Genomic DNA, 26149 nt, shown 5'->3' with positions numbered 1-26149 from the left:
GGCCCCTCGAGGGAAAGGTGCCTGATTCCGGCGGCACTCGGCCGACCGGTAAACTCGTTCGAGATTGATCTAACCACACCGCCACGCACCACGGCCCACGCGCCGGATGCTGACGCAACCCCCTTCCGAAAGGACCGCAGTGCTGCGCACTCACGACCTGGGTACCCTCAGGGCCGAGCACATTGGACAAACCGTTACCCTGGCAGGCTGGGTTGCCCGCCGCCGAGACCACGGAGGGGTCGCGTTCATCGACCTGCGCGACGCGTCCGGCGTGTCCCAGATCGTGGTGCGCGACGAGGCCGACTTCCACCACCTGCGCAACGAATTCGTTCTCCAGGTCAGCGGCACCGTCGAGCGCCGTCCGGAGGGCAACGAGAACCCCGCGCTCACCACCGGCGAGGTCGAGGTCATCGCGGAGACCGTCACGGTGCTGAACACGGCGGCCCCCCTCCCGTTCCAGGTGGACGAGCACGTCGAGGTCGGCGAGGAGGCGCGCCTGCGCCACCGCTACCTGGACCTGCGCCGCCCCACCCCGAACGCGAACATCCGCCTGCGGTCGGAGGCCAACCGCGTTGCCCGCGAGCTGCTTCACGGCGAGGGCTTCGTGGAGATCGAGACCCCGACCCTGACGCGCTCGACGCCGGAGGGCGCCCGCGACTTCCTGGTGCCCGCCCGCCTCTCCCCGGGCGCCTGGTACGCGCTCCCGCAGTCGCCGCAGCTGTTCAAGCAGCTGTTGCAGGTCGGCGGGTTCGAGAAGTACTACCAGATCGCGCGCTGCTACCGCGACGAGGACTTCCGCGCCGACCGGCAGCCGGAGTTCACGCAGCTGGACATCGAGGCCTCCTTCGTGGAGCAGGACGACGTGATCGCCCTCGGCGAGAACATCGTCAAGGCCCTGTGGAAGCTGATCGACGTGGAGATCCCGACGCCGATCCAGCGCATCACCTACCGCGACGCAATGGCCCGCTACGGATCCGACAAGCCGGACCTCCGCTTCGGCCTGGAGCTGACCGAACTCACCGATTTCTTCAAGGACACCACTTTCCGCGTGTTCCAGTCGCCGTACGTCGGCGCCGTCGTGATGCCCGGCGGCGCCTCCCAGCCCCGCCGCACGCTCGACGCCTGGCAGGAGTTCGCCAAGCAGCGCGGCGCCAAGGGCCTGGCCTACGTGCTGATCCAGGAGGACGGCTTGCTGACCGGACCGGTCGCCAAGAACCTCTCCGACGCCGAGCGGGAGAACCTCGCCGCCGCCGTTGGCGCCAACCCCGGCGACTGCATCTTCTTCGCCGCCGGTGCGCGCAACGAGTCCCGCGCCATCCTCGGCGCCGTCCGCGTCGAGATCGGCCACCGGACCGGCCTCGTCAAGGACGGCGATTGGGCCTTCGTGTGGGTCGTGGACGCGCCGCTGTTCGAGGCCGCCTCGGACGCCGTCGCATCCGGCGACGTGGCGGTGGGCTCCGGCCAATGGACTGCGGTGCACCACGCGTTCACGTCCCCGAAGCCTGAGTTCATGGACACGTTCGACACGGACCCGGAGAACGCCCTGGCCTACGCCTACGACATCGTCTGCAACGGCAACGAGATCGGCGGCGGGTCCATCCGTATCCACCAGGCGGACATCCAGGAGCGGGTGTTCCGGATGATGGGCATCGACGAGCAGTCCGCGCAGGAGAAGTTCGGCTTTCTCCTCGAGGGCTTCAAGTACGGGGCGCCGCCGCACGGCGGAATCGCGTTCGGCTGGGACCGGGTGGTGCAGCTGATGACCGGTTCGGACTCGATCCGCGACGTGATCGCGTTCCCGAAGACCGGTGGCGGATTCGATCCGCTGACGGCCGCCCCGGCGCCGATCACGCCGCAGCAGCGCAAGGAGGCCGGCGTCGACGCCAAGCCCGAGCCCAAGAGGGACGGCTCCAAGGCCGACGACGCGCAGCCCGAGAAGGCCGAGGGCGAGGTCGCGGCGGCCAAGTAGCCGCGCGTTGGCGGGCCACGGCCCGCCAATGGGGCACGACGTCGGGGCGCGCGCCATCGGGCGCGCGCCCCGATGCGTTTCCGTCGGGAGCCGGTTTGCCGTCCCGGACACGTGCAGGGCCGCAGAACGGCGGCATGGACGACCGCACCTCGCCCGCGGCGGCCGCCGCCGGCTACCACCTTCACCACCGACTGTCCTCGTCCCGTGAGCGGGAAGACCGCGTGGCGGCCGACGAGTGGTTCTGGTCGTGGGACCGTGTTTGGGACGTCGTCCACTACGAGGCCGACCTCCGCGCGGTCATGGAACTCCTGGACGCGCTCGTCCACGAGTCCGACCAACCCCGGTACCTAGACTCCGTGGGCGCCGGGCCTATCGAGGACCTGCTGAACCAGCGCCCCGACGAAGGCCAAGCGTCGCCGGGGCACGCCGCGGAGCCGCATCCGCGGACGCCGAGGCCACCTAGGGCAGGTCGGCCGTGTCCACAATGAGCGTGAACGGGCCGCTGTTGACCAGCGACACCTCCATCATTTCGCCAAAGGCGCCGGTCTCCACGCGGGCGCCGAGCGCCCGGAGGCATCCGACGAATTCCTCGTAGAGGGGCTCGGACTGCTCCCGGCCCGCGGCCGCGGTCCACGATGGCCGCCGCCCCTTGCGCACCTCCCCGTACAGCGTGAACTGCGAGACGACCAGCAGCGGGGCGCCGGCCGCGTGGCACGACTGTTCGTCCTCCAGCATCCGCAGGTGCCAGACCTTTTCCGCCAGTTTCGCCGCCTCGCCCGGTCCGTCGCCTCGGCTGACGCCGAGCAGGACCAGCAGGCCGGGTTCGTCGATCCGCCCCACGGTGCCGCCGCCGACGCTGACCGCCGCGCTCGACACCCGCTGCAATACCGCCTTCACGGACCCGACCTCGCTTTCCGCCGCCCCGACTATCGGGGGGACCGCTCGATTTTATGCGATGTCCGGCTCCCCGCCGGCGAAGGCGCGTTGCGCCCCGGCGGGCGGTAGGTTGGAGAGCGTGAGTGATCTGTTCAGCATGGACGACGGCGACGACGAGGAGCAGCCCGACGACGGCACGAACGGCGCGGGGGACGGCAGGCGGCCCCGTGCACCGTTGGCTGTCCGCATGCGCCCGAGGACCCTCGACGAGATCGTGGGTCAGGCCCACCTGCTCAAGCCCGGATCGCCGCTTCACCAGCTCGCCGGTGCGGCCACTACCGGTCCCGCGGGCCTCTCGAGCCTCATCCTTTGGGGACCACCGGGCACGGGAAAGACCACGCTTGCGCACGTCATCGCCCGCGGACCGGGCCGGAAGTTCGTGGAATTGTCCGCCATCACGGCCGGCGTGAAGGACGTGCGCAGGGTCATGGACCAGGCGCTGGCGGACCGCGATCTCCGCGGCACCACCACCGTCCTGTTCCTCGACGAGATCCACCGGTTCAACAAGGCACAGCAGGACGCGCTGCTGCCCGGCGTGGAAAACCGCTGGGTGGTCCTGGTCGCGGCGACGACCGAGAACCCGTCGTTCTCCGTCGTCGCGCCCCTGCTTTCCAGATCGCTGCTGCTGACCCTGAAACCGCTGGAGGAGGGGGACATCCGGGCCCTTGTGCTCCGCGCCGCGGAGGACGAGCGCGGGCTGGCCGGAACAGTGCGGCTTGACGACGAGGCGCTGGACCACCTCGTCAAGCTCTCCGGCGGCGACGCCCGCCGTTCGCTGACGGCGCTGGAGGCCGCCGCGGGGGTCGCGTGGGGAGAGGCCGCGGGCGCCGAGGGAACCATCGCCGTCACCGCCGCCCACGCCGAACGCGCCATGGACGCCGCCGTCCAGCGCTACGACCGCGCCGGAGACCAGCACTACGACGTCGTCAGCGCGTTCATCAAGTCCATCAGGGGCTCCGACGTCGACGCGGCGCTGCATTACCTTGCCAAGATGCTGGAGGCGGGGGAGGACCCCAGGTTCATAGCCCGCCGCCTGATGATCAGCGCCTCGGAAGACATTGGCATGGCGGATCCCACGGCCCTGCAGACCGCCGTGGCGGCCGCCCAGGCCGTTCAGCTCATCGGAATGCCCGAGGGGCGGATCATCCTGGGGCACGCGGTGGTGCACCTCGCCACCGCCCCGAAGTCCAACGCCGCCTACAACGGGATCAATGCGGCGGTGGCGGACGTCCGCGCCGGACGCGGCCACGGCATCCCCGCGCACCTTCGCGACGCGCACTATCCGGGCGCCGGGCAGCTGGGACACGGCAAGGGCTACGTCTATTCGCACGACGAGCCGCACGGCATCGCCCGGCAGCAGTACGTTCCGGACGACCTGGTGGGCCGCGACTACTACACGCCGACCGCGAACGGCGCCGAGCGCGCCATCGGCGAGCGTCTCGAGAGGATCCGGCGGATCGTCCGCGGCAAGTAGCCGATGGTAGGATGGATCCTTGGCTGGCAAGCCGTCCCCCTTCGGTGCCCTCGGGCGCAGCGCTTCGGCGTGTGGGGTTCGCGCTGTAGAACACAGGGAAGCGGCTTCCCGTCACTCTCCATCATGGAGGCCAGACTCAACAAAGCCGCCGACAGAGAAGAAGGACACCAGTGGCTAACAACACCCGTGCCCGCCGCAAGGTCCGCATTTCGCGTGCCCTCGGCATCGCCTTGACCCCCAAGGCAGAGAAGTACATGGAGCGTCGCCCGTATGGCCCCGGCCAGCACGGACGCGCCCGCAAGAAGCAGGACAGCGACTACGCGGTGCGTCTGCGCGAAAAGCAGCGCCTGCGCGCCCAGTACGGCATCCGCGAGGCACAGATGGCCCGTGCCTTCGAGGAAGCCAAGCGCACCGCCGGCCTGACCGGTGAGAACCTGGTCGAGCTGCTGGAAATGCGCCTGGACGCCCTGGTGCTGCGTGCCGGCTTCGCCCGCACGATCGCCCAGGCCCGCCAGCTTGTTGTCCACCGCCACATTGTGGTCGATGGCCAGCGCGTTGACCGCCCGTCGTTCCGCGTGTCCGAGGGTCAGTTGATCGCCGTGCACGAGCGTTCCGAGACCATGGTGCCTTTCCAGGTTGCCGCGGCCGGTGCCCACCGCGATGTTCTCCCCGCCGTCCCGGGCTACCTGGACGTTTCGCTGGAGAAGCTCCAGGCCCGCCTCGTGCGCCGCCCGAAGCGCTCCGAGGTCCCCGTGACCTGCGAAGAGAACCTCGTCGTCGAGTACTACGCACGCTAGTCCCGGGTTCACCGGGTCGGCCGTGCGCCGATCGCAACCACAGAGCCCGCGGCCTTCCGGCCGCGGGCTCTGTGGTTGCCGTCCGGTTTGGGTAGTGTTGGAAACCGTTGTTAGCACCGAACCGAGGAGCACTTGATATGACCGGGTCCGACATCGCCGGCCTCATCGCCGCAGGAGTCTTTGCCGTGCTGGTCGCCCTCCTGGCGATTCCCGTCTGGAAGCTGGGCAAGGTCTTCGACGAGCTGCGCCATGCGGTCCGCGAGATCTCCGAGGGCACCAGCCCCCTCCTTGAGGAAGTCACCACGACCGTCTCCACCACGAACCAGCAGCTCCGCAAGGTCGACGGCATCACGACCAACGTTTCGGACGCCTCCGCGAACATCACCGCGCTGTCGTCCCTGGTCGCATCCACGCTGGGATCGCCGCTCATCAAGGTGGCCGCCTTCAGCCATGGTGTGCGCGCCGCACTGTCCGCCACAACCGACGGCAAGGGCCGCCGCAGCCGCTAGAAAGGCGACGTACATGATCAAGAAGATCTTCTGGGTCGGCATCGGGATCGGCATCGGCGTTTTGGCCGTGGGCAAGGTCAACGAGGTGCGGAACGCCGCCAGCAAGGACGGCCTGAACCGCGCCGTCGGTCGCCTCGCGGACTCGCTCGGCGCCACAGCGGACGCGTTCCGCAGCGGGATGGCGGGCCGCGAAGCCGAGTTGCGCTCCGCGCTGGGCCTGGACGTCGACGTGCCCGCCGCCCCGGCGCCAACCCCGCTCCGCCGCCACTAGCGCCCGCCACGCAGGGCAACCAACACCACCACACAGTTCCTCGAAGGGATCAACGACACATGAAATCGCAGGACATCGCCCGCCGGTGGGTGGACTTCTTCGTCGCCAAGGGCCACACCGCCGTGCCCAGCGCCTCGCTGATTTCCAGCGACCCGTCGCTGCTTTTCACCGTCGCCGGCATGGTCCCGTTCATCCCGTACCTCACGGCGCGCGAGGTGCCGCCGTTCGACCGCGCCACGAGCATCCAGAAATGCATCCGCACCGGGGACATCGACGAGGTCGGCAAGACCGTCCGTCACGGCACGTTTTTCCAGATGGCCGGCAACTTCTCCTTCGGCGACTATTTCAAGGACGATGCCATCGGCTTCGCCTGGGAACTGCTGACCACACCGGTCGAGGAGGGCGGCTTCGGCCTGCCCGCCGACCGACTCTGGGTCACCGTCTACCACGAGGACGACGAGGCGCTGGCGATCTGGCGCGGCAAGATCGGCGTCCCCGCGGACCGAATCCAGAAGATGGGCAAGGCGGACAACTACTGGTCCACGGGACAGCCCGGCCCGGCGGGCCCGTGCTCCGAGATCTTCTACGACCGCGGCCCCGAATACGGTATCGAGGGCGGCCCCGAGGCGGACGACACCCGCTACATCGAGATCTGGAACCTCGTTTTTATGCAGTACCAGCGCGGCGCCGGCACCGGCAAGGACGATTTCGAGATCCTCGGCGAACTCCCGAAAAAGAACATCGACACCGGACTGGGCCTCGAGCGGCTGGCCATGATCCTGCAGGGCGTCGAGAACATGTACGAGACGGACCAGGTCCGCCCCGTCCTGGACAAGGCGGCCGAGCTGGCCGGCCGGGAGTACACCTCCACTGAGGACCCGGCCGACCCGCACCACACCGACGACGTCCGCCTGCGGGTCGTCGCGGACCACATCCGCTCGTCCCTGATGCTGATCTCCGACGGCGTGACCCCGTCGAACGAGGGCCGCGGCTACGTCCTGCGCCGCCTGATCCGCCGCGCCGTGCGGGCCATGCGCCTGCTCGGCGTGGACACCGCGGTGCTGCCCGATCTCCTCCCCGTCTCGCGCGACGCCATGAAGGGCGTCTACCCGGAGGTCGAAACCGACTTCGGTCGGATCTCGCGCATCGCCTACGCGGAAGAGAAGGCGTTCCTGCGCACCATCGCGAGCGGAACTGCCCGGCTGGAGGACGCCGTGGCGGCGTCCAAGGCCGCCGGCGGCGCATTGTCCGGCGAGGACGCCTTCACGCTCCACGACACGTTCGGCTTCCCGATCGACCTCACGCTTGAGATCGCGGGCGAGGCCGGGCTCGAGGTCGACGAGTCGCGCTTCCGCGCCCTGATGCTCGAACAGCGCGAGCGCGCCCAGAAGGATTCCCGTCAGAAGAAGGCCGGCCACGCCGACCTGACGGTCTTCAGCCAGCTCAACGCCGACGGCGGGACCGTCTTCACCGGCTACAGCGAGCTGACCACCGAATCCAGCGTGCGCGGGATCGTGCGGGCCGGCGAGCTGGTCCCCTTCGCGGCCCAGGGCGAAGAGGTCGAGCTGGTCCTCGCCGAGACGCCGTTCTATGCGGAGGCCGGTGGACAGGCCGCCGACGTCGGTCTGATCACCGGCGACGGCTTTGTCCTCGAGGTGCTGGATGTGCAGTCGCCGATCAAGGGCCTGAGCGTCCACCGCGCGGTTGTCCGCGAGGGCGAGCTGCCCTCTGACGCGCGCGTTCTCGCGGAGGTCGACCGCCAGCGCCGCCACGCGGGAGAGCAGGCGCACTCCGGCACCCACATCGTGCATGCGGCCCTCCACCAGATCCTGGGCCCGGAGGCCCTCCAGAGCGGCTCGTTCAACAAGGCCGGGTACCTGCGATTCGACTTCTCGTGGGGCGAGGGCATTAGTGCAGCCGCCCGCAGCGAGATCGAGGAGGTCTCCAACCTGGCGATCCGCAACAACCACGGAGTGCTCACGCGCACCATGCCGCTGGACGAGGCCAAGTCCCTCGGCGCCATGAGCCTGTTCGGCGAGAAGTACGGCCGCGAGGTCCGGGTCGTCGAGATCGACGGCGCGTGGTCGCGCGAGCTCTGCGGCGGCACCCACGTGGACAGCACGGCCCAGATCGGGACGCTGACCCTCTTGGGCGAGCAGTCCGTCGGCTCGGGCAACCGCCGTGTCGAGGCCTTGGTCGGAATGGAGGCGTTCCGCCACGGCGCGGCCGAGCGCGCCCTCGTGTCCGAGCTTTCGGAAATGTTCCGCGTGCCGTCCAACCAGCTCTCCGAGCGCATCCAGTCCACGGTCGCCAAATTGCGCTCCGCGGAGAAGGAACTCGAAAGGCTTCGCAAAGAGCAGCTGGCCGCCCAGGCGGGCAACCTGCTGTCCAATGCCACTGACGTCGCCGGCGTTCGGGTCCTGGCGCACGACGCCGGTGACGTGGGCTCCGCCGACGACCTCCGCTCCCTGGCGTTGGACTTGCGGGGCCGACTCGGCTCCGAGGCAGCCGCGGTCGCCATCGCGGGCGTCTCCAATGCGCGACCGCTGATCCTCGTGGCCACCAACGAGGCGGCCCGGACCGCGGGAGTGAAGGCCGGTGCGCTGGTGCGCACCGCCGCCGGTATCCTCGGGGGAGGCGGCGGCGGCAAGGACGACGTCGCGCAGGGCGGCGGGCAGGACGCCACGAAGATCGCCGACGCCCTCTCCGCCGTCGTCCGGCAGATCGCGGAGCGATCCTGAGCACCCCGGCCACCGGCGGTTTCCGGCGCGGCGTCCGCCTGGGCGTCGACGTCGGGATGGCGAGGGTCGGGGTCGCCGTCTGCGATCCCGACGGCCTGCTGGCGACGCCCCTCCGGACGCTCAAGCGTGACGCCAAAAAAGGCTCGGACCTTCGCGTCCTGGCCGAACTCGTCGCCGAACGCTCGGTGGTGGAGGTCTTCGTTGGGCTGCCGCAGTCGCTCTCGGGCGGTGAAACCCAGTCAACACACATGGCGCGGGAGTATGCTCGTGAGCTACTTATCCGCATGCGCGCAGCGGGTTCGGAGGCAGGCGTTCGCCTCGTCGACGAGCGCCTGACCACCGTATCCGCGCACCGCTCGCTCCGTGAGGCGGGCCTCGACGGACGCAAACATCGACAAGTTGTTGACCAAGTCGCCGCAGCGGATATTCTGCAACATGCGCTAAACATGCAAAAATCACTACAGCGGGACGTGGGGGTCGCCGTTGAGATCGACGCAAGTCCGGTGACGGACGACAACTGAAGGACGGCTGCCGGTGAACGACATGCATCCCGAGTACCCCGACCGGACCCCGCGGTCGGTGGAGGATTCCTCCGCCGAACCCGCGGGTCCGGCACAGGGGCCTCCGTTCCGGCGCCTGCGCTCCGGACGCCGTCGGGGAGAGTCGACGGCTCCACTGGACGCGTCGCAGCCGGACGGTGACGAGGCGCACGAAGACACGTTCACGGACTCGCATGGCACGTCCGAGGACCAGCACCACGACGGTCCCCTCAACGACGGGTTCCTGCCGACCGGCGGTGCGCCGACGTCCATCAGGAAACGCCGCCGGAGGCGCCGCAACATCGTGATGCTCGTGGTCATCGGCGTGTTCGCCGTGCTCGTGACCGCCATGGTGCTGTTCCTTCAGAGCCTGCTCGGGCCGGGGGAGCCTGACGACTACGCAGGCCCCGGCGAGGGCGAGGTCAGCTTCACGGTGCAGCAGGGCTGGGGGCCGATCCAAATCGGCCGGGAGCTCCAAGCCCAGGGGATCGTATCCAGCCAGCAGCGGTTCCTCGAGGCCATCCAGGAAGTGGACTCCGAGGACAAGGAGATCCACGCCGGGGAGTATGTGCTCAAGTACCGCATGCCGGCGCTCGACGCCGCCACGGCCATGATCGGCACCGGCGGGGAGAAGGTGTACTACGTCGCGATCAAGCAGAACGTCCGCACCGACGCCGTGTTCGAGGAGATCAACAAGGCCACTGGCATCCCGATCGACGAACTCGAGGAACTCAATGCCCAGCCGGAGAAGTTCGGCCTGAAGGACCCGGTCAGCACGCTCGAGGGCTTCCTCCACCCGGGCGAGTACCGCTTCCCCCTCGAGACCGACGCCGAGGGCGTCCTCCAGCTTATGGTGGACGCAACGCTCAAGGAGCTGACCAGCCAGGGCGTCACCGACCCCAAGGAGCAGTACCGGGTGCTGAAGATCGCCAGCATCCTGCAGGCGGAGGCGCGCCCGGACGACTACAGGATTGTCGCCGGGGCGCTGGAGAACCGCCTCGCGCCGGACAACAGGGAGACCGACGGCCTGCTTCAGGTCGACTCCGCCGTCATCTACGGCCTGGGACGCTACTCCCTGCAGTTCACGCCCACCGAGAAGGCGGACGCCAAAAACAAGTACAACACCTACGTCCACCCCGGCCTGCCCCCTACCCCGATCGGCTCCCCGGCGAATTCCGCCATCGAGGCGACGATCGACCCGGACGACAACAACTTCTACTACTGGGTGACGGTCGACACGACCACCGGCGAGACGAAGTTCGCGGAAACGTACTCGGAGCACCTGGTGAACCAGGAGGAGTTCCGCCAGTGGTGCTCGGCCAACCCCGACATCTGCAAGTGAGCCCAACCGGCCGCGCCGCCGTCTTCGGGAAGCCCATCGGGCACTCTCGGTCGCCGGCGCTCCACAACGCCGCGTACTCGGCGCTCGGCCTCGACATCTCCTACGGTGCCGTCGAGGGCGGCGCGGAGGACGCCGCCTCGCTGGCGGCGATGCTGCGGTCGGAACCCGGCTGGCTGGGGGCCTCCGTCACCATGCCGCTGAAGCATGCGCTCGTGCCGTTGATGGACTCGGTGTCCGAGCGGGTTTCCCGGCTCGGCACCCTCAACACGATCGTGGTCCGCAGCGGGCCGGGCGGCGTCGCGCTGCACGGCGACAACACCGACGTCGACGGGATCGTGCTCGCGCTGGCCGGGCTCGGGCTGGAATCGGCCGGACGAATGGCCATCCTCGGAGCGGGCGGCACGGCGACGGCCGCCACGGAGGCGGCGCGCCTCCTGGGGGCCCGCGCCCTCGACTTCGTGGTCCGCTCCGGGCCGCGCGCGGCCGACTGCCTCGCGCTGGCGGAACGATCCGGCATGGCCGCCGTAGCCATCGACGCGGCGACAGCGGGCTCCCGCATGGGGGAGTACGACGCGGTCGTCTCCACGCTGCCCGCCCACGCCGCCGACGGGCTCCTGGCCGACCTGAGGATCCACACGCTGCGCCCGGGGACGGCCCTGCTGGACGTCGTCTACAACCCCTGGCCCACCGCGCTGGCCACGGCGTGGTCCGGCGCCGGCGGAGTGGCGGCGGGCGGTCTGACGATGCTGGTCCACCAGGCCGTACAGCAGGTCAGGCTCTTCACGGGCGGCACGGACGCCCAGCGCGAGCAAGTCACAAACGTGATGTGTGACGCAGTGGGCGTCTCCCGCCCCGTCCACTAGGGCGCCGTCGTGGCAGTATGGAGGGCATGTTGCGTTGGTTGACGGCGGGCGAATCCCATGGGCCCGCTCTGGTTGGAATTCTTGAGGGTCTGCCCGCGGGCGTACCCGTTACCACCGACGGAGTCGGCGACGCGCTCGCCCGGCGCCGCCTCGGCTACGGCCGCGGCGCCCGGATGAAGTTCGAGCGCGACCAGGTCACGTTCGTCGGCGGCGTCCGGCACGGGCTCACCCAGGGTGGCCCCGTGGCGGTCGAGGTCGCAAACACGGAGTGGCCCAAGTGGGAACAGGTCATGGCCGCGGATCCAGTGGCTCCGGAACTGCTGGAGGACTTGGCGCGGAACGCCCCGCTCACCCGCCCGCGCCCGGGCCACGCCGACTTCACGGGCATGCAGAAGTACGGGTTCGACGACGCCCGTCCCGTCCTCGAGCGGGCCAGCGCCCGCGAGACCGCCGCACGGGTCGCCCTCGGCACGATCGCCGCGTCGTTCCTCGAGTCCCTCGACATCCGCCTCGTCAGCCACACCGTTTCCGTGGGGACGGTCGCCGTGCCCGAGGGCTCGGCGCTCCCGGCCCCGTCCGACGTCGTGGCGCTGGACAACGATCCCCTGCGCTGCTTCGACCGCGACACGTCGAACGCGATGGTCAGCGAGGTCGACTCCGCGCACAAGGAGGGCGAGACGCTGGGCGGCGTCGTCGAGGTTCTTGCCTACAATCTTCCGCCGGGCCTCGGGTCCTATGTCCACTGGGACCGTCGGCTCGACGCGCGCCTCGCGGCCGCACTGATGGGCATCCAGGCCATCAAGGGAGTCGAGGTCGGTGACGGCTTCCTCACGGCAGCGCGCCGCGGTTCCGCGGCCCACGACGAGATCGTCCGAGCCGGCGACGGCGTCATCGAGCGCGCCACCAACCGGGCCGGCGGCATCGAGGGCGGCATGAGCATCGGCCAGGTCCTGCGCGTCCGTGCCGCGATGAAGCCCATCGCCACCGTCCCCCGCGCCCTGCGCACCATCGACGTGGCCAGCGGCGAGGACGCCAAGGCGCACCACCAGCGATCCGACGTGTGCGCGGTCCCCGCCGCCGGCGTGGTGGCCGAGGCCATGGTGGCCCTCGTGCTGGCGCAGGCCGTGCTGGAAAAGTTCGGCGGCGACTCCGTGGCCGAGACCCGCCGCAACATGGCAGGCTACCTGGCGGCCATCCCCGAGTCATTGGGGACGGTCCGACCGTAATGCGCCGTGGGATCTTCCTGGTCGGCCCCATGGCGACCGGAAAAACCGCCGTGGCCCGCGAGCTCTCGAAGAAGCTCGGCCTGCGGTTCATCGACACCGACGCCGAGGTCGAGGCCCACCACGGACCGATCCCCGGCATCTTCGCCCACGGCGGCGAGGCCGCGTTCCGCGCCGCCGAGACGGAGGCTCTGCGGAGCGCCGCCGAGGCCGCGGACGCCGACGGCGCAGTGATCGCGACCGGCGGCGGAGCCGTGTTGGCGGAAGCGAACCGGAACCTCCTGGCCCAGCGTTTCACCGTGTACCTGGAGACCGACCTCGCCACGGTCGGCCCGCGCATCCGGCACTCCGGCGCGCGACCCCTGCTGGCCGGGGACCCCCTGGCCCGCTGGGCGGAGATCTTCCAGGCCCGGGAACCCTACTACCGGGAGTGCGCGCAGCTGACGGTCGACGCCCGTTCCGGCACACCGGCGCAACTCGCCACAACCATCGGCGACGCCTACCGGCGTCGTACCGCACAGCACGGAGGCAAGCACTGATGAACAACACCGCGACAACCATCGCCGTCACGGGCACAACGCCGGCGGCGAACTACGACGTGGTCATCGGCAATGGCCTGCTGGGCCGGCTTCCGGACATCCTCGGCGAACGTGTGCGCAAGGTGCTGGTCATCCACCCGCGCGCCCTGCGCGCCACCGGAGACACGGTCAAGGAGGAACTGGACTCCGCAGGGTTCCAGGCCCTGACCGCCGAAATCCCGGACGCGGAAGAGGGCAAGCACATCCAGGTGGCGTCGTTCTGCTGGCAGGTGCTTGGCCAGAACGACTTCACGCGCTCCGACGCGATCGTCGCCGTGGGCGGGGGAGCGGTGACCGACCTCGCCGGATTCGTCGCGGCCACGTGGCTCCGCGGAGTCAAGGTGGTCCACATCCCCACCAGCCTGCTCGGCATGGTGGATGCCGCGGTCGGCGGAAAAACCGGCATCAACACGGCGGAGGGCAAGAACCTCGTGGGAGCCTTCCACCCTCCCGCCGCCGTCCTGGCGGACCTCGACGCGCTGGGGACCCTGCCCAAGAACGAGTTGGTGACCGGGCTGGCCGAGGCCGTCAAGTGCGGGTTCATCGCCGATCCCGCGATCCTGGACATCATCGAGGCCGACCCGGCCGCGGCGTCGGCGGCGGGAAGCGCCGCCCTGCGCGAGATCATCGAGCGTTCCGTGCGCGTCAAGGCGGAGGTCGTTTCCGAGGACCTCAAGGAAACCGGCCGCCGCGAGTTCCTGAACTACGGCCACACGCTCGGCCACTCGATCGAGCTGGCCGAGCGGTACTCGATGAGGCACGGCGCCGCCGTGTCCATCGGGCTGGTTTTCGCCGCAGAGCTCGCCCGCTCGGTCGGCCGGATCCCCGACGACCTCGCGGACCGGCACAAGACGGTCCTGCAGTCGCTCGGCCTGCCCGTCTCCTACCGCCGCGACCGTTGGGCCGCCCTCCTGGACGGAATGCGACGCGACAAGAAGTCCCGCGGCGACCTGCTGCGCTTCGTGGTCCTGGACGGTCTGGGCAAGCCCGGAATGCTGGAGGTCCCCGACACGTCCCTGCTGTTCGCCGCGTACCAGGAGATCGCGGAATGAGCGAAAACCGGGAGTGGATCGAAACCGGGATGCCGGGCATCAAGCGCGATCCCGAGACGCTCCTGCCCGTCGTCGTTGACGAGCAACTCGCGGACGGCCTCCTGGCGGCCGACGACGCCTGCGACAAGGTGGTGGTGCTGATCGCCCGCGGCGAACACCACGCCGCCGCGGAGCTCGTGACCGAGACCCGCCTCACCGACCCGCAGAACATGCGGATGCGCATGCTCGACGCGGACGTGATCCGCGCCTCGGGCGATACCGAGCGCGCCATCAGGCGGCTGCGCAACCTGCTCGAGGAGTTCGAGGGCAGCGGCCACGAGGCCATGCTCAACCAGTACCTGGGGATCCTGCAGTACAACGCGGGCGATCCGCGGGCCGCGGCCCAGCGCTTCCGCTCGGCGCTGGCGCTCCACACCGAAGCCGGGGCGCTGCCGCGCCGCATCGAGCTGGCCCGCCGGTCCCTCCAAGCGGCCGAGGAGCGCGCCGCCTCGGTGCGGTAGACTTGTAGATGGTTTTTTGACAATCTTGCCCTCCGCCCCCGTGGCGAGGCCGGACGCCCCCGCGGCGACGGGTCCGGGCGACAACAGAGAGAGTTCTCGTGGCAACAACTAACGACATCAAGAACGGCACGGTCCTCAAGCTGGAGGGCCAGCTCTGGAACATCGTCGAGTTCCAGCACGTGAAGCCCGGCAAGGGCGGCGCCTTCGTCCGCACCAAAATGCGCAACGTGCGCTCCGGCAAGCTCGTCGACAAGACCTTCAACGCCGGCCTCAAGATCGAGACCGCCACGGTCGATCGCGGCGACTACCAGTACCTGTACCAGGACGGCGCCGACTACGTCTTTATGGACACCTCGGACTTCGACCAGGTGACCGTGCCGGGCGAGATCGTCGGCGATGCGGCGAACTTCATGCTGGAAAGCATGACCGTGACCATCGCCATGCACGAAGGATCCGCGCTGTACGTCGAGCTCCCGGCATCCGTCGTCCTCGAAATCACCTACACCGAGCCGGGCCTGCAGGGCGACCGCTCCTCCGCCGGAACCAAGCCGGCCACCGTCGAGACCGGCTACGAGATCCAGGTCCCGCTCTTCGTCGAGCAGAACACCAAGGTCAAGGTGGACACCCGTACGGGCGACTACCTCGGTCGAGTCAACTAGTGAGCGCACGGACCAAGGCCCGTCGCCGGGCTCTGGACATCCTCTTCGAGGCCGAGCAGCGGGACGTGTCCCCGCTGGAGGCGCTGCGCTTCCGCCGCGAGGCGACCGACATCACGGTGAACGAATACACCGTCACCCTCATCGAGGGCGTGATGTCCCAAATCGACCGGATCGACGAGATCCTGGGCACCTATGCCAAGGGGTGGACGTTGGACCGGATGCCCGCCGTGGACCGGACCGTGCTGCGCATCGGCGCCTGGGAACTCCTCTTCAACGACGACGTGCCGGACGGCGTCGCCGTTTCCGAGGCCGTGGGCCTGGCGAAGGTCCTGTCGACCGACGAGTCGCCGGAGTTCATCAACGGCCTGCTGGGCCGGCTGCAGCAGCTCAAGCCGACACTGCTGGCCTAACCGCCACTCGGTACAACGCGATTGGCGGGACCGGACCCACGGGGCCCGGTCCCGCCTTTTCTTTGAGGTGTCCCGCCCTTTTTTGGCAGGTTCTGCGCGGGACGTGGCCCTTGCGCGCCGATGCGGGGCCTACCGCGGCGCCCCGACCTGGGCCAGCAGCTGCTGGCGTTGGCGCAGGGCGCGGTCCAGCAACCGACGCTCCTCGTCGTGCGCCCCGTCCGCACCGTGCCCGCGGACGATCCTGTGTCGCGTCGCGGCCAAACGAACTGCGGTGCCCGTGAAGTCCCTCATCAGGCCCCCGGCACCGTACCCCCGCGCCCAGGCGGCTGCCGCCCGCCGGCCCGCGGCGGTGGAGAGCATGGCGACCTCGCGCTCGGTGAACCAGCCGGCGGCCCGGTAGTCACCGAGCCGGCGCTCGGTGAGCTTCCTTTCCGCCCTACGCAGCAGCCAGACGGCCACAACGGCGCAAACGAACAGCGGGACCTGGAGCGCAAAATAGAACGTCCAGAAGTCCTGGAAGAACAGGGCCAGCCCGCCGTTCCAGAGGAAGTGGCCGGCAATGGCCGGCGCCAGCCCCATCACGAAGTAGGGCGGCCAAGCCCCACGGACCCCCCGCGACGCGGCCAGGCCCAGCGCGAAGCCCGTCCACGCGGTGAAAAGCACGTGGGCGAAGGGCGAAAACAAACCGCGCATCACAAACAACTGGGCCACGGCGTCGCCGCCCTCCGCATACGCGCTGGAGAAGTAGAGGATGTTTTCGGTGAACGCGAACCCGGCGCCGACGGCGCCGCCATAGACGATCCCGTCCACCGGCCCGTCGAAGTGGGACCGCCGCACCAGGAAGATCAGCAGGACTCCGAGGCCCTTGGCCAGTTCCTCCACCACCGGCGCCTGGACCACCGCCCCGAAGACGCCCGGCTCGGCGATGTCGGCCGCGGCGATGATGGGCTCGAACACGTATTGCCCCACCACAAGCGTGCCCGCAACGGACACACCGGCGCCCCAGACCACCGCCAACAGCACGGCGCTCTTCGGCTCGGGATCCCAGCGGTCCACCCACCACAGGCCGGCGAGGCAGATGCCCAGGGGGACCAGGGCCAGCAGGCCGAGCAGGAGAATCGTCTCGCGTCCATAGAGGCCGCCGAGGAAGTTGCCGACGTAAAGGAGCGCCGCCACGCACAAGACAAAGGCCCCGGCGGCTCGGGTGTCCGCCCAACGCACGAGCCTGCCCGTGGCCGGTCCGACCGCCTGCGCCGGCCTGGCCTCCGGCCAGCGGGGCGGGGCTCCGGCCGCGTCGGCCGGGGGAGTGCCGGCGGGATCGCCGTGTGAGGAAAGGCTCATGGCCTCCAGCTTAGGTCGATCGGGCCCTGTGGTAATTTTGATGAGGCAGTCACCCTTTAAATGCCGTCCTGTGAGGCGGGGAAGGAGGCGGCATCTTGGACACTGAGGGCGCAACACCACGGCCCGGCGTCAACGAGCCGAAGAACGCGCGGACCGTTTTGTCCGCAGGCGACATCGAGCGCGTCCTCACGCGCATCGCCCATGAAATCATCGAGGCCAACAAGGGCACCAGCGACCTGGTTCTCCTGGGCATCCCGCGGCGGGGCTATCCGTTGGCGCAGCGGCTGGCCCGCAGGATCGCGGAGGCCGAGGGCGACATCGATCCCGAGGCGATCGTCGGCCAACTCGACGTCACCATGTACCGCGACGACCTGCGGCACGGAACCTCCCGCACGCCGTCGCCCACCCGCCTTCCGGCCGGCGGCATCGACGGCAAGGTCGTGGTCGTGGTCGACGACGTTCTCTACTCCGGTCGCACCGTGCGCGCGGCGTTGGACGCCTTGGCGGACATCGGACGGCCCCGCATCGTGCGTCTGGCGGTCCTCGTCGACCGCGGGCACCGCGAGCTGCCCATCCGGGCGGACCACGTCGGCAAGAACCTGCCCACGGCGACCAGCGAGAAGGTGCGCGTCCGGCTCGGGGAGACGGACACCTCCAACGGGTCCCCGCTCAACGAAGTCGTGATCGAGGGGACGGCATGAGGCACCTGCTCTCCACCCAGGACCTGGGCCGCGGGGACGCCATCCGCATCCTGGACATCGCCGAGGAGATGGCCGCGGTCGGCACCCGGGAGATCAAGAAGCTGCCGGCGCTGCGCGGCCGCACCGTGGTCAACCTCTTCTTCGAGGACTCGACCCGGACGCGCATCTCCTTCGAGGCCGCCGCCAAGCGCCTCTCGGCGGACGTCATCAACTTCGCGGCCAAGGGATCCTCGGTCTCCAAGGGCGAATCGCTCAAGGACACGGCACAAACCCTCGAGGCCATCGGCGCCGACGCGGTCGTCATCCGCCACTGGGCCTCGGGGGCACCGGCCCGGCTCGCCGCCACCGACTGGATCTCCTCCGCCGTGATCAACGCGGGGGACGGAACCCACGAGCACCCCACCCAGGCCCTCCTGGACGCCTTCACGCTCCGCAGGCACTGGTCGCGCGTGCGCGGCGAAAACTCGCTGGGCGGCGACCTGTCCGGCATGCGGATCGTCATCGTCGGCGACATCCTTCACTCCCGCGTGGCCCGTTCCAACCTGTGGCTGCTGCGCACGCTGGGCGCGGAAGTCACCCTCGTGGCACCACCCACACTCCTGCCCGTCGGGGCGCATTCCTGGCCGTGCACCATCAGCTACAACCTCGACGAGGCGCTGGCCCAGGGTCCGGACGCCGTGATGATGCTCCGGGTTCAAGGGGAGCGGATGAACGCCTCGTTCTTCCCCAGCACCCGCGAATATTCCCGGCGTTGGGGCCTGGACGACACCCGGCTGGCCGCCCTAGACGAGCGTGGATTCGCGGACACCGTCATCATGCATCCGGGTCCGATGAACCGCGGCCTGGAGATCTCGTCCGGCGCCGCCGACTCGATCCGCTCGACCGTGCTGGACCAGGTCAGCAACGGCGTGTCCGTGCGCATGGCCGTGCTGTACCTCCTGCTGTCCGGCGACAACCACCGCGGACCCGCGAACTAGAACCCGGAGATAGACATGACACCCAACACCACACCCGGCGACTTCCTGATCCGCGGCGCCTCCATCCTCGGCCTGGCCCCGGCCGACCTGCTGCTCAGCGGCGGGAGCATCGCCGCGGTCGGAGACGCCGCCGCCGCCGATCCCCGCGCGGCGGCCGCCACAACCATCGAGGCCGCGGGCCTCGTCGCGCTTCCCGGCATGGTCGACCTGCACACGCACCTGCGGGAACCGGGCCGCGAGGACGCCGAAACCGTCGAGACCGGAACCCGCGCGGCGGCCCTCGGCGGCTTCACTGCCGTGCACGCCATGGCGAACTCCAACCCCGTGGCGGACACCGCCGGCGTCGTCGAGCAGGTGTGGAGCCTCGGCCGCCGCAGCGGCTGGGTCGACGTCCGCCCGGTCGGAGCCGTGACCGTTGGGCTTGCCGGGGAGCGGCTCTCCGAGCTCGGCGCCATGGCGGACTCCCGGGCGCGCGTCCGGGTGTTCTCCGACGACGGCATGTGTGTCCACGACCCCGTGCTGATGCGCCGGGCGCTCGAATACGTGAAGGCGTTCGACGGCGTGATCGCCCAGCACGCCCAGGAGCCGCGCCTCACGGAGGGCGCCCAGATGAACGAGGGCGAGGTCTCCGCGGTCCTCGGGATGACGGGGTGGCCGGCCGTCGCCGAGGAGGCCATCATCGCCCGCGACGTCCTTTTGGCCGAGCACGTCGGGTCCCGCTTGCACGTGTGCCACGTGTCGACCGCCGGCAGCGTCGACATCATCCGCTGGGCCAAGGCCCGCGGCATCCGCGTCACCGCGGAGGTCACCCCCCACCACCTGCTTCTCACGGAGGAGCTGGTCCGCAGCTACGATCCCGTCTACAAGGTCAATCCGCCGCTGCGGCGCGAGGCCGACGTCGTCGCGCTGCGCGAGGCACTGGCGGACGGCACCATCGACGTCGTCGGCACGGACCACGCACCGCACCCGAGCGAGGCCAAGGAGTGCGAGTGGGCGCAGGCCGCCATGGGCATGACGGGGCTCGAGACCGCGCTCTCCGTGGTCCAGCACGCGATGATCGAGACCGGCATGATCACTTGGGCCGACTTCGCCCGCATCACGTCCAGCGAGCCGGCGAGAATTGGCTTGGTCGAGGACCAGGGCCGCCCCCTGGAGGCCGGCGAACCCGCCAATCTGGTCCTCGTGGACCCGGCCGCCCGCTGGACGGTAGACCCGGGTGCCATGGCCACCATGGGCCGCAACTCGCCCTTCGCCGGACTCGAGCTGCCCGGCTCGGTCGTCGCGACGTTCTTCCACGGGTACCCCACCGTCCTGGACGGCGAGCTCAACTCGCCGCGTCCCACGGAAGGCGCGTACTGATGGGCCAATATTTTCCCGCAGTGCTGGTGACTCTGGCCGTTTGCGTCGTTTTGATCCTCCTGATCGGGATCGGATGGCGCAACCGCGTCGGGCGCCAGGCGGGCGTCGCCGCCCCGGCGACGCCACCAGAGAACCTCGGCGAGCCCGCGGTCTCCGCCGAGGGGCAGTACGTCAGCACGACGACGGCGGGCGACTGGCTCGACCGGATCGCCGTGCACTCGCTCGGTCTCAAGTCCAACGCCGTGCTGGAGGTCCACGCAGACGGCGTGCGGTTCGTCCGGTCCGGCGCCCCGGACTTCTACATCCCGGGCACCGACCTGACCGGCACCCGCCGCGAATCCGGGATGGCGGGCAAGTTCGTCGAGAAGGACGGACTCCTGGTCCTGTCATGGCGGCTCGGGGACCGAGAGGTCGACACGGGCTTCCGTCCCCGCCGGGCGGCGGAGATGCGCGCTCTGGAGACCGCCGTCGCCTCCCTGGCCGTTCCCGTTCGCGGCCAACACACCACCCCCTCGCAGAACCCCGCAGAAGAGAAGGACACCAAGTGAGTGCACAGACCACCACCGAGCCCGCAGTCCTGGTGCTCGAGGACGGCCGCGTCTTCCGCGGCACCGGCTACGGCGCCGTCGGAACCGCCCTCGGCGAGGCGGTGTTCTCCACCGGAATGACCGGCTACCAGGAAACGATCACGGATCCCTCCTACGCCCGCCAGCTCGTGGTGCAGACCGCCCCGCACATCGGCAACACCGGAGTCAACGCGGACGATGCCGAGTCGCGGCGCATCTGGGTCGCCGGCTACATCGTCCGCGACGCCGCGCGGCGTCCGTCCAACTGGCGTTCGGAGCGCTCGCTCGACGACGAGCTGGTGGACCAGGGCGTTGTCGGCATCCAGGGCGTGGACACCCGCGCCGTCACCCGGCACCTGCGCGAACGTGGTGCCATGAAGGCCGGCGTCTTCTCCGGAGTCGCCGCCCGTAGGCCCGAGGCGGAGCTGTTGTCCGAGGTCCGGGCCCAGGCCGAGATGAAGGGCGCCCGGCTGGCCGAGGAGGTCAGCGTCGACGCCGCCTACACCGTGGAGCCCTCCGACCGCGGCTGGAGCGGCGAGCCGCTCTTCACGCTGGCGGCGCTGGACCTGGGCATCAAGTCCATGACCCCGCACCGCTTCGCCGAGCGCGGGGTGCGCGTTCACGTGCTGCCCGCGACCGCCACCATCGAGGACGTCCTTGCCGTGGCGCCCGACGGCGTCTTTATGTCCAACGGACCGGGCGACCCCGCCACGGCCGACACCCAGGTGGACCTGCTGCGCGACGTCCTGGACCGCGGGGTGCCGTTCTTCGGCATCTGCTTCGGTAACCAGATCCTGGGCCGCGCGCTTGGCTTCGGCACCTACAAGCTCCCCTACGGGCACCGAGGCATCAACCAGCCCGTGATGGACCGGACCACGGGCAAGGTGGAGATCACCAGCCAGAACCACGGATTCGCCGTCGACGCCCCGCGCGAGGGCGCCGCCACCGCGCCCGAGGCACGCTTCGGGCGCGTAGAGGTCAGCCACATCAGCCTCAACGACGACGTCGTCGAGGGCCTGCGCTGCCTGGACATCCCGGCGTTCTCCGTCCAGTACCACCCGGAGGCCGCCGCGGGTCCGCACGACTCCGCGTACCTCTTTGACCGCTTTATCGACGTGATGGCCCAGGCCAAGAACAACGCCGCGTCCGACTCCAAGGAAGAGAAGTAATGCCCAAGCGCGAAGACCTCAAGTCAGTCCTGGTCATCGGATCGGGCCCGATCGTCATCGGCCAGGCCGCCGAGTTCGACTACTCCGGCACGCAGGCACTGCGCGTGCTCAAGGAGGAGGGCCTGCGGGTCATCCTCGTGAACTCCAACCCGGCCACCATCATGACCGACCCCGAGTTCGCCGACGCCACCTACGTCGAGCCGATCACCCCCGAGGTCGTCGAAATGATCATCGCCAAGGAGCGCCCCGACGCGGTCCTGCCGACCCTGGGCGGGCAGACCGCCCTGAACACGGCGATCGCCCTGGACAAGAATGGCGTGCTGGCCAAGTACAACGTGGAGCTGATCGGCGCGAACATCGAGGCGATCGAGCTGGGCGAGGACCGCGAGAAGTTCAAGGGCGTCGTCGAGCGCTGCGGCGCCGAGAGCGCCAAGTCGGTCATCGTCCACACGATGGACGAGGCGTTCGCCGCCGTCGAGCAGCTGAACTACCCCGTGGTGGTGCGCCCCTCCTTCACCATGGGCGGCTTGGGCTCGGGCATGGCGTACGACGCCGAGGACCTGCGCCGCATCGCCGGCGCCGGGCTGCAGTACTCGCCGACCACCGAGGTGCTCCTGGAGGAGTCGATCCTCGGCTGGAAGGAGTACGAGCTGGAGATGATGCGCGACAAGAACGACAACGTCGTGGTCGTCTGCTCCATCGAGAACTTCGACCCGGTGGGCGTCCACACCGGCGACTCCATCACCGTGGCCCCGGCGATGACGCTGACCGACCGCGAATACCAGAAGCTGCGCGACATCTCCATCGCCGTGATCCGCGAGGTCGGCGTCGACACCGGCGGCTGCAACATCCAGTTCGCGATCGAGCCGACCACCGGCCGCGTTGTTGTCATCGAGATGAACCCGCGCGTCTCGCGCTCGTCCGCGCTGGCCTCCAAGGCGACCGGTTTCGCGATCGCCAAGATCGCCACGAAGCTGTCCCTCGGCTACACGCTCGACGAGATCCCGAACGACATCACCAAGAAGACCCCGGCGTCGTTCGAACCGACCCTGGACTACGTCGTGGTGAAGGTGCCGCGGTTCGCGTTCGAGAAGTTCCCCGCGGCGGACAAGACGCTGACCACCACCATGAAGTCCGTCGGCGAGGCCATGGCCATCGGCCGCAATTTCACCGAGGCGCTCCAGAAGGCCCTGCGCTCCCTGGAGCAGAAGGGCTCGGAGCTCTCCTTCGACGTTCCGGGCACGGAAGAGATCGCAGAGATGCTGGCCGCGTCGCGCAAGGGCAGCACAGAGCGCCTGTACCGCGTCCAGCGGGCCCTGCTCGGCGGCGCGTCCATCGAGGACGTCCACGAGGCCACCGCGATCGACCCGTGGTACCTGGACCAGTTGGCCCTCATCAACGAGACCGCCGCCGCGATCCGCTCGGCGGGCTCCCTGAACGCGGACATCCTCCGCCTCGCCAAGCGCCACGGCTTCTCCGACGCGCAGATCGGCGCCTTGACCAACACGCCGGAGCCCGTGGTCCGCGGCGTGCGCCACGCCCTCGGTGTGCGGCCCGTCTTCAAGACCGTGGACACGTGCGCCGCCGAGTTCGAGGCGTACACGCCGTACCACTACTCCTCCTACGACGAGGAGACGGAGGTCGGCGCGCACGAGAAGCCGTCCATCATCATCCTCGGGTCCGGCCCAAACCGGATCGGGCAGGGCATCGAGTTCGACTACTCCTGCGTCCACGCCACCATGGCGCTGCGTGACGCGGGTTACGAGACCGTGATGGTCAACTGCAACCCGGAGACCGTGTCCACCGACTACGACATCTCCACCCGCCTCTACTTCGAGCCGCTCACGCTCGAGGACGTGTTGGAAGTCATCCACGCGGAGCAGGAGACCGGCGGCGTGCTGGGCGTCTTCGTGCAGCTGGGCGGGCAGACCCCGCTGAAGCTGGCGCAGGACCTGGCCGACGCCGGCGTCCCCATCCTTGGCACTTCGCCGGAGGCCATCGAGCTCGCCGAGCACCGCGGCGCGTTCCAGCGCGTCCTGGACAACGGCGGGCTCACGGCCCCGAAGAACGGCACCGCGGTCTCCTTCGACGACGCCAAGCGCGTGGCCGACGAGATCGGCTACCCCGTGCTGGTCCGCCCGTCTTACGTCCTCGGCGGGCGCGGCATGGAGATCGTCTACGACGAGCCCAACCTCCTGCGCTACATCACCAACGCCACCGAAATCACCCCGGACCACCCGGTGCTGGTGGACCGCTTCCTCGAGGACGCCATCGAGATCGACGTCGACGCGCTCTTCGACGGAACCGACCTCTACGTCGGCGGCATCATGGAACACATCGAGGAGGCGGGCATCCACTCGGGCGACTCCGCCTGCGTGCTGCCGCCCATCACCCTCGGCACGGACGTGTGCAACCGTGTGGTCGAGGCGACCCGCGCGATCGCAGAGGGCGTTGGAGTGCGCGGACTGATCAACATCCAGTTCGCGCTGGCCTCGGACATCCTCTACGTCATCGAGGCCAATCCCCGGGCCTCCCGCACGGTTCCCTTCACCTCGAAGGCCACCGGCGTGCAGCTGGCGAAGGCCGCCGCGCTCATCGGCACGGGAGTCTCCATCGCGGAGCTGCGCGGCGTGCACGGGTTGCTGCCGGAATCCGGCGACGGTTCGTCCCTCCCGGCGCAGGCCCCGTTCTCGGTCAAGGAGGCGGTGCTGCCGTTCGCGCGCTTCCGCACCCCCGAGGGGCGCGTCGTCGACTCCCTGCTCGGCCCGGAGATGCGCTCCACCGGCGAGGTCATGGGCATCGACAAGTACTTCGACACGGCGTTCGCCAAGTCCCAGGCCGCGGCCAACAACCCGCTGCCGACGTCCGGCAAGGTGTTCGTGTCCGTCGCCAACCGGGACAAGCGCTCCATCATCATCCCGGTCAAGCACCTGGCGGACCTCGGTTTCGAGATCGTCTCCACGGGCGGCACCGCGGAGGTCCTCCGCCGCAACGGCATCTCCGCCACGGTGGTCCGCAAGGTCCGCGAGGGCAGCGCCGAGGGGGAGGACAACATCGTCGACCTCATCACCGACGGCAAGATCGACATGATTCTGAACACGCCCTCCGGTGGCGACGCCCGCGGTGACGGCTACGAGATCCGCGCGGCGGCGACCTCCGTTGGCACGCCGGTGATTACCACGGTGGCCGAGTTCGGGGCGGCGATCCAGGCCATCACGGCAATGCGTTCGTTCGACTGGACCGTCACGTCGCTGCAGGAGCACGCCGCCAACCTGAAGGCCGCCGTCAATGCCTAGCGCGGACGAAGCCGGCCACGCCCCGGCCGGCCGCGCACCGTTCGGGGCGCGGCTGGCGGCGGCCATGTCCCAGCACGGCGCGCTGTGCGTCGGCATCGACCCGCACGCACAGCTGCTCGCCGCGTGGGGACTCGCGGACGACGCGGAGGGACTGCGGGCGTTTTCGCTGGCGGTCGTTGAAACGCTCGCCGGGCACGTAGCCGCGGTCAAGCCGCAGGTCGCGCTCTACGAGCGGCACGGTTCGCGCGGCCTGGCGGTACTCGAGGAGACGCTGGCGGCCTGCGCCGACCTGGGCCTCCTGAGCATCGCGGATGCCAAGCGCGGAGACATCGGCTCCACCATGGCCGCCTACGCGGAGGCGTGGCTGGCCGACGGCTCGCCGCTGGCGGCGGACGCGGTGACGCTGAGCCCATACCTGGGCTTCGGGTCCCTGCGTCCCGCGCTTGACTTGGCGTCTGCCACGGGGAGGGGGGTGTTCGTGCTGGGCCTGACCTCCAATCCGGAGGGCGCGTCGGTGCAGCACGTGGGCGGAGCCGACTCGGTGGCCCGCCGGATCGTCGAGGCCACCCGCGCCGAGAACGCCGGGGCCGCGCCGTTCGGTTCCACGGGGCTCGTGGTCGGCGCCACCGTCGGGGACGCGCTGCGCCGGCTGGGCATCGACCTGGCTGCCTCCCACGCCCCGGTGCTCGCGCCGGGACTGGGCGCCCAGGGGGCCACGCCCGCGGATCTTCGGCGAGCCTTCGAGGGTTGCTGGCCGCAAATCCTGGCCACCAGCAGCCGCGACGTGCTGCGTTCCGGACCGGATCGGGGCGTGCTGTTGGACACCGCGCTCCGCATTCGCGACGACCTTCTTTAGACCCTGTGCCCGCCCGCCATT

Annotated in this window: 25 protein-coding genes; 23 read left to right on the top strand and 2 right to left on the bottom strand. The window is 69.7% G+C overall.

Annotated elements, in window-relative coordinates; translation table 11 throughout:
- Nucleotides 1-139 precede the first annotated feature (139 nt).
- Nucleotides 140-1969, top strand: a complete 1830-nt coding sequence (gene aspS / locus AC3ZJJ_RS06415; protein ID WP_489894642.1) for an aspartate--tRNA ligase — start codon at nt 140-142, stop codon at nt 1967-1969.
- Between the two features lie 134 nt (nt 1970-2103).
- On the top strand, nt 2104-2457 hold the full coding sequence (locus AC3ZJJ_RS06410) for a hypothetical protein (RefSeq protein ID WP_489894640.1): 354 nt from the start codon (nt 2104-2106) through the stop codon (nt 2455-2457).
- On the opposite strand, the gene dtd is transcribed toward AC3ZJJ_RS06410, so the two are convergent.
- Complete coding sequence (gene dtd / locus AC3ZJJ_RS06405; RefSeq protein ID WP_489894638.1) at nt 2429-2866, bottom strand: D-aminoacyl-tRNA deacylase; 438 nt, start codon at nt 2864-2866, stop codon at nt 2429-2431. The genes AC3ZJJ_RS06410 and dtd overlap by 29 nt on opposite strands.
- A 118-nt stretch (nt 2867-2984) precedes the next feature.
- Here dtd and AC3ZJJ_RS06400 point away from each other — a divergent pair, with 118 nt between their 5' ends.
- The 14 genes from AC3ZJJ_RS06400 to nusB all read left to right on the top strand — a co-directional run bounded on the left by AC3ZJJ_RS06400 (nt 2985) and on the right by nusB (nt 15863).
- On the top strand, nt 2985-4379 hold the full coding sequence (locus tag AC3ZJJ_RS06400) for a replication-associated recombination protein A (protein WP_489894636.1): 1395 nt from the start codon (nt 2985-2987) through the stop codon (nt 4377-4379).
- 170 nt (nt 4380-4549) lie between these two features.
- Nucleotides 4550-5176, top strand: a complete 627-nt coding sequence (rpsD, locus tag AC3ZJJ_RS06395; RefSeq protein WP_489894634.1) for a 30S ribosomal protein S4 — start codon at nt 4550-4552, stop codon at nt 5174-5176.
- 137 nt (nt 5177-5313) lie between these two features.
- Nucleotides 5314-5685: a DUF948 domain-containing protein gene (locus tag AC3ZJJ_RS06390; protein WP_489894632.1), complete on the top strand. Its 372-nt coding sequence runs from the start codon at nt 5314-5316 to the stop codon at nt 5683-5685.
- A 13-nt stretch (nt 5686-5698) separates the two neighbouring features.
- Nucleotides 5699-5956: a hypothetical protein gene (locus AC3ZJJ_RS06385; protein WP_489894630.1), complete on the top strand. Its 258-nt coding sequence runs from the start codon at nt 5699-5701 to the stop codon at nt 5954-5956.
- A gap of 59 nt (nt 5957-6015) precedes the next feature.
- Nucleotides 6016-8697, top strand: coding sequence for an alanine--tRNA ligase (gene alaS / locus AC3ZJJ_RS06380; protein ID WP_489894628.1), 2682 nt, complete (start codon nt 6016-6018; stop codon nt 8695-8697).
- A 56-nt stretch (nt 8698-8753) separates the two neighbouring features.
- Nucleotides 8754-9218, top strand: coding sequence for a Holliday junction resolvase RuvX (ruvX, locus tag AC3ZJJ_RS06375; protein ID WP_489894626.1), 465 nt, complete (start codon nt 8754-8756; stop codon nt 9216-9218).
- A gap of 22 nt (nt 9219-9240) precedes the next feature.
- Nucleotides 9241-10578: an endolytic transglycosylase MltG gene (gene mltG / locus AC3ZJJ_RS06370; RefSeq protein WP_489895711.1), complete on the top strand. Its 1338-nt coding sequence runs from the start codon at nt 9241-9243 to the stop codon at nt 10576-10578.
- Nucleotides 10575-11441 carry a shikimate dehydrogenase family protein gene (locus AC3ZJJ_RS06365; protein ID WP_489894624.1) on the top strand — a complete coding sequence of 289 codons (867 nt, stop codon included), beginning with the start codon at nt 10575-10577 and terminating at the stop codon, nt 11439-11441. Before mltG ends, AC3ZJJ_RS06365 begins: the two co-directional genes overlap by 4 nt.
- Nucleotides 11442-11467: 26 nt before the next feature.
- Nucleotides 11468-12667, top strand: coding sequence for a chorismate synthase (gene aroC, locus AC3ZJJ_RS06360; RefSeq protein ID WP_489894622.1), 1200 nt, complete (start codon nt 11468-11470; stop codon nt 12665-12667).
- A gap of 29 nt (nt 12668-12696) precedes the next feature.
- A complete protein-coding gene (locus tag AC3ZJJ_RS06355; protein WP_489894620.1) occupies nt 12697-13203 on the top strand; it encodes a shikimate kinase in 507 nt (168 codons plus the stop codon).
- Nucleotides 13203-14294 (top strand): 3-dehydroquinate synthase, encoded by a 1092-nt coding sequence (gene aroB / locus AC3ZJJ_RS06350; RefSeq protein ID WP_489894619.1) that lies wholly within the window; start codon nt 13203-13205, stop codon nt 14292-14294. Before AC3ZJJ_RS06355 ends, aroB begins: the two co-directional genes overlap by 1 nt.
- The gene (locus AC3ZJJ_RS06345) at nt 14291-14794 is read left to right on the top strand and encodes a tetratricopeptide repeat protein (RefSeq protein ID WP_489894618.1); all 504 of its coding nucleotides are present in this window, start codon (nt 14291-14293) and stop codon (nt 14792-14794) included. Before aroB ends, AC3ZJJ_RS06345 begins: the two co-directional genes overlap by 4 nt.
- 98 nt (nt 14795-14892) lie before the next feature.
- Nucleotides 14893-15453, top strand: a complete 561-nt coding sequence (gene efp / locus AC3ZJJ_RS06340; protein ID WP_489894616.1) for an elongation factor P — start codon at nt 14893-14895, stop codon at nt 15451-15453.
- Nucleotides 15453-15863 carry a transcription antitermination factor NusB gene (gene nusB / locus AC3ZJJ_RS06335; protein WP_489894614.1) on the top strand — a complete coding sequence of 137 codons (411 nt, stop codon included), beginning with the start codon at nt 15453-15455 and terminating at the stop codon, nt 15861-15863. Before efp ends, nusB begins: the two co-directional genes overlap by 1 nt.
- A gap of 129 nt (nt 15864-15992) precedes the next feature.
- Here the strand turns inward: nusB and AC3ZJJ_RS06330 are convergent, their stop codons facing one another.
- Nucleotides 15993-17204, bottom strand: coding sequence for a PrsW family intramembrane metalloprotease (locus AC3ZJJ_RS06330; RefSeq protein WP_489894612.1), 1212 nt, complete (start codon nt 17202-17204; stop codon nt 15993-15995).
- 95 nt (nt 17205-17299) lie between these two features.
- On the opposite strand from AC3ZJJ_RS06330, the gene pyrR reads away from it, so the two are divergent.
- From pyrR to pyrF, 7 genes are read left to right on the top strand one after another with little or no spacing between them, the layout of a single operon-like run.
- Nucleotides 17300-17905: a bifunctional pyr operon transcriptional regulator/uracil phosphoribosyltransferase PyrR gene (pyrR, locus tag AC3ZJJ_RS06325; RefSeq protein WP_489894610.1), complete on the top strand. Its 606-nt coding sequence runs from the start codon at nt 17300-17302 to the stop codon at nt 17903-17905.
- The gene (locus tag AC3ZJJ_RS06320; protein WP_489894608.1) at nt 17902-18882 is read left to right on the top strand and encodes an aspartate carbamoyltransferase catalytic subunit; all 981 of its coding nucleotides are present in this window, start codon (nt 17902-17904) and stop codon (nt 18880-18882) included. The genes pyrR and AC3ZJJ_RS06320 overlap by 4 nt, the downstream gene beginning before the upstream one ends.
- 15 nt (nt 18883-18897) lie before the next feature.
- Nucleotides 18898-20241, top strand: coding sequence for a dihydroorotase (locus AC3ZJJ_RS06315; protein WP_489894606.1), 1344 nt, complete (start codon nt 18898-18900; stop codon nt 20239-20241).
- Complete coding sequence (locus AC3ZJJ_RS06310) at nt 20241-20789, top strand: PH-like domain-containing protein (RefSeq protein ID WP_489894604.1); 549 nt, start codon at nt 20241-20243, stop codon at nt 20787-20789. Before AC3ZJJ_RS06315 ends, AC3ZJJ_RS06310 begins: the two co-directional genes overlap by 1 nt.
- On the top strand, nt 20786-21976 hold the full coding sequence (gene carA / locus AC3ZJJ_RS06305) for a glutamine-hydrolyzing carbamoyl-phosphate synthase small subunit (RefSeq protein ID WP_489894602.1): 1191 nt from the start codon (nt 20786-20788) through the stop codon (nt 21974-21976). Before AC3ZJJ_RS06310 ends, carA begins: the two co-directional genes overlap by 4 nt.
- A complete protein-coding gene (gene carB, locus AC3ZJJ_RS06300; RefSeq protein ID WP_489894600.1) occupies nt 21976-25272 on the top strand; it encodes a carbamoyl-phosphate synthase large subunit in 3297 nt (1098 codons plus the stop codon). The genes carA and carB overlap by 1 nt, the downstream gene beginning before the upstream one ends.
- Nucleotides 25265-26128, top strand: a complete 864-nt coding sequence (gene pyrF / locus AC3ZJJ_RS06295) for an orotidine-5'-phosphate decarboxylase (RefSeq protein WP_489894598.1) — start codon at nt 25265-25267, stop codon at nt 26126-26128. Before carB ends, pyrF begins: the two co-directional genes overlap by 8 nt.
- Nucleotides 26129-26149: the final 21 nt, after the last annotated feature.

The organism is Arthrobacter sp. AOP29-A2-19, from assembly GCF_058138025.1.
Note: the sequence above shows the minus strand (reverse complement) of the source record. Positions and strands in the feature narration are given on the sequence as shown.